5 protein-coding genes and 1 riboswitch are annotated in these 7,985 nt (G+C 67.7%); of the genes, 1 reads left to right on the top strand and 4 read right to left on the bottom strand.

Features of this window, described 5'->3' with window-relative positions:
• Nucleotides 1-211 precede the first annotated feature (211 nt).
• Nucleotides 212-1,147, top strand: a complete 936-nt coding sequence (locus ACI3KU_RS07040) for a hypothetical protein (protein ID WP_404921586.1) — start codon at nt 212-214, stop codon at nt 1,145-1,147.
• Nucleotides 1,148-1,291: 144 nt separating this feature from the next.
• On the opposite strand, the gene gcvP is transcribed toward ACI3KU_RS07040, so the two are convergent.
• The 4 genes from gcvP to ACI3KU_RS07020 all read right to left on the bottom strand — a co-directional run bounded on the left by gcvP (nt 1,292) and on the right by ACI3KU_RS07020 (nt 7,977).
• Nucleotides 1,292-4,129, bottom strand: coding sequence for an aminomethyl-transferring glycine dehydrogenase (gene gcvP / locus ACI3KU_RS07035; protein WP_404921593.1), 2,838 nt, complete (start codon nt 4,127-4,129; stop codon nt 1,292-1,294).
• Nucleotides 4,130-4,179: 50 nt separating this feature from the next.
• Entirely contained in the window at nt 4,180-4,560 is a 381-nt protein-coding gene (gcvH, locus tag ACI3KU_RS07030) for a glycine cleavage system protein GcvH (protein ID WP_404921585.1), read from the bottom strand.
• Entirely contained in the window at nt 4,557-5,711 is a 1,155-nt protein-coding gene (gene gcvT, locus ACI3KU_RS07025) for a glycine cleavage system aminomethyltransferase GcvT (protein WP_404921584.1), read from the bottom strand. The genes gcvH and gcvT overlap by 4 nt, the downstream gene beginning before the upstream one ends.
• Nucleotides 5,712-5,846: 135 nt before the next feature.
• Nucleotides 5,847-5,932, bottom strand: a riboswitch (glycine riboswitch).
• A gap of 56 nt (nt 5,933-5,988) precedes the next feature.
• The gene (locus ACI3KU_RS07020; protein WP_404921583.1) at nt 5,989-7,977 is read right to left on the bottom strand and encodes an ABC transporter ATP-binding protein; all 1,989 of its coding nucleotides are present in this window, start codon (nt 7,975-7,977) and stop codon (nt 5,989-5,991) included.
• Between the last annotated feature and the right edge of the window lie 8 nt (nt 7,978-7,985).

The following is a 7,985-nucleotide window of genomic DNA, read 5'->3' as shown; positions in this document are numbered from 1 at the left end:
CTACCTTCCCCTCCCCGACGTCAACCCCCTGCGCGCCCGCCACACATCTCCCGCGAGACTTCCGTCTGTGGGCGAGAATCGGTGCATCGCGGTCCGTCTCGCCCACAGAGGGAAGTCTCGCGAGCTCTGCACACGGCACCGCGGGCGCCAATCCATTCACATCTGGCTGAATCGGGCCAAAATCGACCAGACGGGCTCGCATGGTGGAGCCATGAACGAGCCGACGATCCGTCTCTTGCATTCGCGCGGGCACGACGAGTCCGTACGTATCCGCGACCGCCGCGACCTGCACAGAGTGCGCCACGGCGTCTACGTCAGCGCCGACGCCTGGCAGCTGCTGACGCCGTGGCAGCGATACGAAGCGCGGGTACGGGCGTTCCTGCACAAGTCCCCCGACGCCGTGCTCTGCATGGAGTCAGCCGCGTGTCTGCTGGGCCTGCCTCTGTTCGGTGAACCACGCGATATCCATGTCCTCGCGGTCGATCGGTCATCATCAACCCGCAGCGGCGACGTCGTCTTTCACACCAGTGCAACGCCGCGGGACGTGATCGATGTCGACGGCGTCCTTCTGACCAGCCTGATCGACACCACCGTGGACTTGGGGCGGACACTTGCCCCGGCTCCCGCGCTCGCCGCCTGGGATGCCGCAGCGCGAGTGGGCTGCTCCACAGACGAACTCACGGATCGAAGCAACGCGCTGCGGACAACGCGAGGAGTCCGAAAGATCCAGTGGCTGGCGTCTTTCGCCGATGGACGTGCTGAATCACCAGGCGAGTCTGTGAGCCGCGCCGCGATCGCCTGGCTCGGGTATCCGGCCCCGGTCCTCCAACACGAGGTGACGATCGACGGCGAGAACTACCGCGGTGATTTCTGGTGGCCGCAGGCGCGGCTGTGGGGTGAGTTCGACGGGTATGCGAAATACCGTCTCGAAAGCAACGACAAGGCGGCGCTCCGACAGGAGAAGAGACGTGAAGATCGGATTCGCACGCGAGTGCGCGGCTTCGCGCGGTGGGATCTTGACGATGTGATCTCGGTGGATGGCCTGCAGCGCGCGCTGCACGAAGCGGGTCTGCGTCCGCGGATGGCCGCCGACGGCACGCGCTTGGCCTCCCTCCGTCGGCTCTTCTTCAACCAGCGCACCCTGTGACCACGAACGTCCCGCGAGACTTCCGTCTGTGGGTGAGAATCCGCGCATTGCGGCAATTCTCGCCCACAGACGGAAGTCTCGCGGGACATGTTTCGCCCGGGGTGACCGGTGAGGGGTGTCAGGGCGCGGGTGGCAGAGGGCGGGTTAGGCGAAGGCCTCGATCGGGGGGCAGGCGCAGACGAGGTTGCGATCGCCGTAGGCCTGATCGATCCGGCGCACCGGGGGCCAGTACTTGGTGCGCACCAGGGTGTGCACCGGGTAGACCGCCAGCTCACGCGAGTAGGCGTGGGTCCACTCGCCCGCGATCACCGACTCCGCGGTGTGCGGAGCGTTGACCAGCGGGTTGTCGTCGGCGGGCCAGACGCCGGCAGCGACCTGATCGGCTTCCGCCTTGATCTGGATCATCGCCTCGATGAAGCGGTCGATCTCACCGAGATCCTCCGACTCCGTGGGCTCCACCATGAGCGTGCCCGCGACGGGGAACGACATGGTCGGAGCGTGGAAGCCGTAGTCGATGAGGCGCTTGGCGACATCGTCGACCGTGACGCCGGTCTCCTCCTTGAGGGGACGCAGATCCAGGATGCACTCGTGCGCGACGAAACCGCCCTCGCCCGTGTACAGCACCGGGTAGTGGTCCTCGAGGCGCTTGGCGATGTAGTTCGCCGACAGCACGGCAGCCGCCGTCGCATCGCGCAGACCGGACGCGCCCATCATGCGCACGTACGCCCATGAGATCGGCAGCACGCCAGCGGAACCGTACGGAGCGCCCGACACCGGACCACCGGCGAAGACGTATCCGCCGGCGTGCTCGGCACGCTGAGCCTGCGGGTGTCCCGGAAGGAACGCCGCGAGGTGCGCCTTCGCCGCGACCGGACCCACACCGGGCCCGCCACCGCCATGCGGGATCGCGAACGTCTTGTGCAGGTTCAGGTGCGACACATCGCCACCGAGATCGCCGAACCGGCTGATCCCCACGAGGGCGTTGAAGTTCGCCCCGTCGATGTAGACCTGGCCGCCCGCGGCGTGAACCGCAGAGGTGACCTCCATCACGTCGCTCTCGTACACACCGAACGTGGAGGGGTAGGTGATCATCAGCGCGCCGAGTTCGTCGGCGTGCTGGGCGATCTTCGCCTTCAGGTCCGTCAGGTCGACGTTGCCGAGATCGTCCGTCGCCACCACGACCACCCGCATGCCGGCCAGCACCGCGGAAGCCGCGTTCGTGCCATGGGCCGAGGACGGGATGAGGCACACGGTGCGGTGATCGTCGCCGCGGGACAGGTGGTAGCCGCGGATCGCCAGCAGACCGGCGAGCTCGCCCTGCGAACCGGCGTTCGGCTGCAGTGACACGGCGTCGTACCCGGTGACATCGGCCAGCCAGGTCTCGAGCTGGTCGACCAGCTCGAGGATGCCCGCCACGTCTTCGGCCGGGGCGAACGGGTGCAGACCCGCGAACTCCGGCCAGGTGATCGCGGCCATCTCCGTGGCGGCATTGAGCTTCATCGTGCACGAACCCAGCGGGATCATGCCGCGATCGAGCGCGTAGTCCCGATCGGCCAGCTGCTTGAGATAGCGCATCATCGCCGTCTCGCTGTGGTGCAGGCTGAACACCGGGTGGGTGAGGTACGTGTCCCGGCGGAGCAGATCGCCCCACACCGCCTTCAGCGTCTGAAACGCCCCGGAGTAGGGCGTCGCGCCGAACACGATGCCGCCCGGTGCGTCGGCGCCGAACGCCGCGACCACCGCGAGCAGATCGTCATGGGTCGTCGACTCGTCCACGGCGATGCCGACGACGTCGTCCGAGACCTCGCGCAGCAGGTAACCGGCTTCGTGAGCCGAAGCGACGACCTCGCCAGCACGCCCCGGCACGCGCACCTGGATGGTGTCGAAGAACGTATCCTCCGCGATCTCCAGGCCAGCCTGGCGCAGCCAGGACGCCAGGGTCGCCGCCTTGCCTGCGACGTCCATCGCGATGCGACGCAACCCATCAGGCCCGTGATACACCGCGTACATCGAGGCCATGACAGCCAGCAGCACCTGAGCGGTGCAGATGTTGCTGGTCGCCTTCTCACGGCGGATGTGCTGCTCGCGCGTCTGCAGCGAGAGGCGGTACGCGGGCTTGCCCTCCGCGTCGACGGAAACGCCAACGAGGCGACCGGGCAGCTGGCGCTCCAATCCGGAGTGCACCGCCATGTACCCGGCGTGCGGTCCGCCGAAGCTGAGCGGCACACCGAAGCGCTGGGTGGTGCCCACCGCGACATCCGCACCCATCGAACCGGGCGAACGCAGCAGGGTGAGAGCCAGGAGATCGGCCGCGACCACGGATAGACCGCCCGCCGTGTGCGTCGCGTCGATCACACCGGAGATGTCCCAGACGCGACCAGACGCGCCCGGGTACTGCACGAAGGATCCGAACAGCTCGGCCGGCATCTCCTCGCCGGCGGCGAAGTCGACCTCGACGAGCGTGATCCCGACGGCGTCGGCGCGGGTGGCGAGCACGGCCTTCGTCTGCGGCAGCGCGTCGGCGTCGATTACGAACACGTCCGTCTTCGCCCGCGACGCCCGACGCGCGAGGAGCATCCCCTCGGCGACGGCCGTGGACTCGTCCAGCATCGACGCGTTGGCGGTGTCGAGGCCAGTCAGATCGCACACCATCGTCTGGAAGTTGATCAGCGCTTCCAGCCGGCCCTGCGAGATCTCGGGCTGATACGGCGTGTACGCCGTGTACCAGGACGGGTTCTCCAGCACGTTGCGTTGGATCACCGACGGCGTGAGCGTGCCGTAGTAGCCGAGGCCGATCATCGGACGGCTCACGCGGTTGCGCGACGCGAGCGCGCGCAGCTCCGCGATAGCCTCTGCCTCCGACGCCGCGAGGGGCAGCACCGACTCCGGACGCTCGCCCCGGATCACGGCGGGCAGCGCCTGCGCGACAAGAGTGTCGAGTCCGTCACCCTCGGCATCGCTGATGCCCAGCGCATCCAGCATGACGTGCTGCGCCGCGGCGTCCGTCCCGATGTGGCGGTCCTGGAAGCGGGTCACGCCTCGCCCACCAGCGCCTGGTAGGCGGCGTGGTCGAGGAGGTCGCCGGGCAGATCGCCCGAGACGCGCACCTTGATCAGCCAGCCGCCGTCGAACGGCTCGGAGTTGACCAGCGACGGCTCGGCAGCTGCCGTGTCGTTGGTCTCCACGACCTCGCCGTTCAGCGGAGCGTACAGCTCGCCGACCGACTTGGTCGACTCGATCTCGCCGACGACGGAGGAGATCGCGATCTCCGTGCCGACGGCCGGCAGGTCGAGGTAGACGATGTCGCCGAGCTGAGCCGCGGCATACGACGTGATGCCGATGGTCGCGATGTCGCCGTCGAGGGCGATCCACTCGTGCTCGGACGTGTACTTGAGGGAGTTGAGATCGGTCACTTGGTCCTCCGGTAGAAAGGCAGGGCGGTCACGGTGGCCGGAATGCGGGTGCCCCGCACGTCCAGCTGAAGATCGGTGCCCTCGGCAGCGGCCGAGGGGTGGACGAGAGCCATCGCGATGGGATGGCCCAGCGTCGGGCTGAGGGCGCCGGAGGTGATCTCCCCGACCTTCTCCTCGCCCCGGTAGACGTCGTACCCGGCACGACCGGCACGCTTGCCCTCGGCACTCAGGCCGACCAGCACCGGAGCGTCGGTGAGATCCCGCGCCGCCAGTCCGTCCTTGCCGACGAAGTCGTCCTTGTCGACGGCGACGACGCGGCCGAGACCCGCCTGAGCGGGCGCGGTCTCCAGCGAGAGCTCGTGTCCGTAGAGCGGCATGCCCGCCTCGAGACGCAGCGTGTCGCGCGCAGCGAGACCCGCGGGGACCAGCGCGTCTGCACCGGACACCAGGAGTGCGTCCCACAGCTCACCGGCGGCAGAGTTTGGCACCAGCAGCTCGAAGCCGTCCTCGCCGGTGTAGCCGGTGCGGGCGATGAAGACCGGGGTCTCGCCGAAGTCGCCTTCACTCCACGCGTAGTACGCGAGCTCTTCCAACGCGACGCCGCTCACGGTGAAGCCCGGCAGCGCCTCGAGGATGGCGCGCGCCTGCGGTCCCTGCACGGCGATCAGGGCCATGTCGTCGGAGACGTCATCCACCAGTGCTTCCGCGCGCTGCGGAGCCGCACCCGTGAGCCGCTCGGCGACACCCGCGTCCCAGTCGGAGGCACGGTCCGCGAGCGCGGAGCTGACGGCGGCACGGTTGCCCGCGTTCGAGATGATCAGGAACCGTTCGTCGGCCATCCGGTAGACGATGAGGTCGTCGATGATGCCGCCGCGCTCGTCGAGCAGCAGCGAGTACTTGGCCTTACCGACCTTCATCGTGGAGATGCGGCCCGCGACGGCGTAGTCCAGGAATGCGGCGGCGTCTTCGCCGGCCAGGAGGAACTCCGCCATGTGTGAGATGTCGAACAGTCCCGCGCTCTCGCGGACCGCCTTGTGCTCGGCCAGATCGGACGTGTAGCGCACCGGCATCATCCAGCCGCCGAAGTCGGTGAAGGCGGCGCCGAGCGCCTCGTGGCGGTCTCGGAGGGGCGTGTAGCGGGGTTCCGTCATGATTCTCCCGGCGAAAGGGCGAGCCGGACGCCGGACGGCGTCTGGAGCTCCCCCTCTGTCATGGGCCTGAGAGTTTCACACCAGGGGTGCTTTCACCGTCGGCGGATCCATATATGGATCGCTTTTCAGAGTGACTGGGTCCCCGCGGTGTGTTGACCTGAGAGATTGGCGGGGAGGCTTGCTCCTTCGGTGTCCGTGACGGACTCTCCCGCGGCGACCATGAGTCGTGTTCGATTGTCAGGCCAGCATAGCGGTCGAGGGGCGCTGCGGCCACGCGTCACCGCACTGGCGGAGTGGCGATCGTCCCGGTGTCCAGCTGCGGATCCTCATCCGCCTCGACGGCGATCGGGCTCTGGGCCGGGATCTGAGCCTCGGCGGCATCCTCGCGCAGCACGCGAGTGGCGTCGATCTGCTGCTGTGCAAGCTGCGCGTAGAGTCCGCCCGCCGACAGCAGTTCGGCGTGTGTTCCCGACTCCACGATCCGTCCGGCCTCCACCACGTGGATCACATCCGCCCCGATCACGGTGGACAGACGGTGTGCGATGGACAGCGTCGTCCGGCCCTTCGACGCCTCATCCAGCGCCTCCTGCACCACGCGCTCGGAGACGGTGTCCAAGGCGCTGGTCGCCTCATCGAGCAGGATCACCGGCGGGTCTTTGAGAAGAACCCGCGCGATGGCGATCCGCTGCTTCTCGCCGCCGGAGAGCCGGTACCCGCGCTCGCCCACCACCGTGTCGTACCCGTGTTCGAAGCTGGCGATGACGTGATGGATGTTCGCCGCGCGGCACGCAGTCTCGAGCTCTTCATCGGTGGCGTCCGGCTTGGCGTAGCGCAAGTTCTCCCGGATCGTGGCGTGAAAGAGGTACGTCTCCTGCGAGACGATGCCGACGTTGTCGATGATCGATGCTTGGGTGAGCTCGCGGACGTCGGCACCGGAGAACAGCACCGCTCCCCCGCTGACCTCGTAGAACCGCGGCGCCAGATACAGAATCGTGGTCTTGCCTGCGCCCGAGGGGCCGACGAATGCCACATTCTGACCGGGTTCGATGGTGAAGCTGACGCCGTCGAGCGTCGCCCGCGCCTGTGGGCCAGCGTCGGGGTAGCGGAAGACCACATCGCGAAACTCGATCCGGCCGCGAGGACCGGGCGCGTCCGCGACAGTGATGGCATTCGGGGAATCCGTGATGGCCGGGGTGAGGTCGAGGTACTCGAAAATGCGACTGAAAACGGCCACCGAGGTCTGCAGATCCAGCGCCACGCGCATCAGGCCCATGAGCGGCTGCAGCAGGCGTGCCTGCACGGTGGTGAATGCGACGATCGTTCCCGCGGTGATCGTGTCCGCACCACCGGTGATGAGGTAGCCCGCGACCAGGTACACCACCGCTGGAACCGACGCCATCAGAACTTGGACGACGGCGAAGAAGCCCTGGCCGCTCATCGCTCGCCTGACCTGCAGGCCCACCTGATTGGTGTTCTCCGCGGCGTAGCGCGCCGACTCGGTGCGCTGGCGGTTGAAGGACTTCGACAGCAGTATCCCCGAGACGCTCAGCGTCTCCTGGGTGATGGAGCTCAGCTCCGACAGCGACTCCTGGGTCTGACCGGCGATGCGCGCCCGCACCTGTCCCACTCGGCGCTGGATGATCGCCAGGATCGGCATGAGGATGACCGCGAGGATCGTCAGTCGCCAGTCGATCAGCACCATGGCGACGATGGAGGCGACCACGGTGACGGTGTTGCCGATGATGCTCGTCACGGTGGAGGTGAGCACGTTCGACACCGCGCCCACATCGTTCTGCAGGCGCGACTGGATGACGCCCGTCTTCGTCCGCGTGAAGAAACCCAGCTCCATCGCCTGCAGGTGCTCGAAGAGCTTGACGCGTAGGTCACCGGTCACGGCGTTGCCGACCGTGGAAGTGAACCATGTCTGCGCGACGCCCAGCAGCGCGGAGAGCAGGAAGAGTCCGATCATGCCGGACACCAAGGCGATCAGCAGGGTGAGTTGCGGGCGCGCGTCCATGGGGAAAAGCGCGTCATCAAACACCCGTTGCACCAGCAGGGGCGGCACAACGGCCACCGCAGCCCCCGCGATCACCAGCAGCACGGTGATCAGGATGCGTCCGCGATAAGGCTGGAACAGCGCCACGACGCGGCGACCGATATCCGGAATTCGCGGGGCGGCGGCGTTCGCTTTCCGCTGCGAATCGGCATCGACTCCTCGGAACGGACCGCCGCCTCCCATGCCGCCGCCGAATCCGCCGAAACTCATCCCCTCAC

It is taken from the genome of Microbacterium sp. ZW T5_56 (assembly GCF_044987425.1).
Taxonomy (GTDB): domain Bacteria; phylum Actinomycetota; class Actinomycetes; order Actinomycetales; family Microbacteriaceae; genus Microbacterium.
The sequence above is the reverse complement of the archived record's forward strand: the minus strand, read 5'-3'. Positions and strand labels throughout refer to the sequence as shown.

Coding starts and splice junctions, on each gene's coding strand:
- ACI3KU_RS07040 (WP_404921586.1), top strand. CDS start 212: ATGAACGAGCCGACGATCCGTCTCTTGCATTCGCGCGGGCACGACGAG.
- gcvP (WP_404921593.1), bottom strand. CDS start 4,129: ATGCTGGATGCGCTGGGCATCAGCGATGCCGAGGGTGACGGACTCGAC.
- gcvT (WP_404921584.1), bottom strand. CDS start 5,711: ATGACGGAACCCCGCTACACGCCCCTCCGAGACCGCCACGAGGCGCTC.
- ACI3KU_RS07020 (WP_404921583.1), bottom strand. CDS start 7,977: ATGAGTTTCGGCGGATTCGGCGGCGGCATGGGAGGCGGCGGTCCGTTC.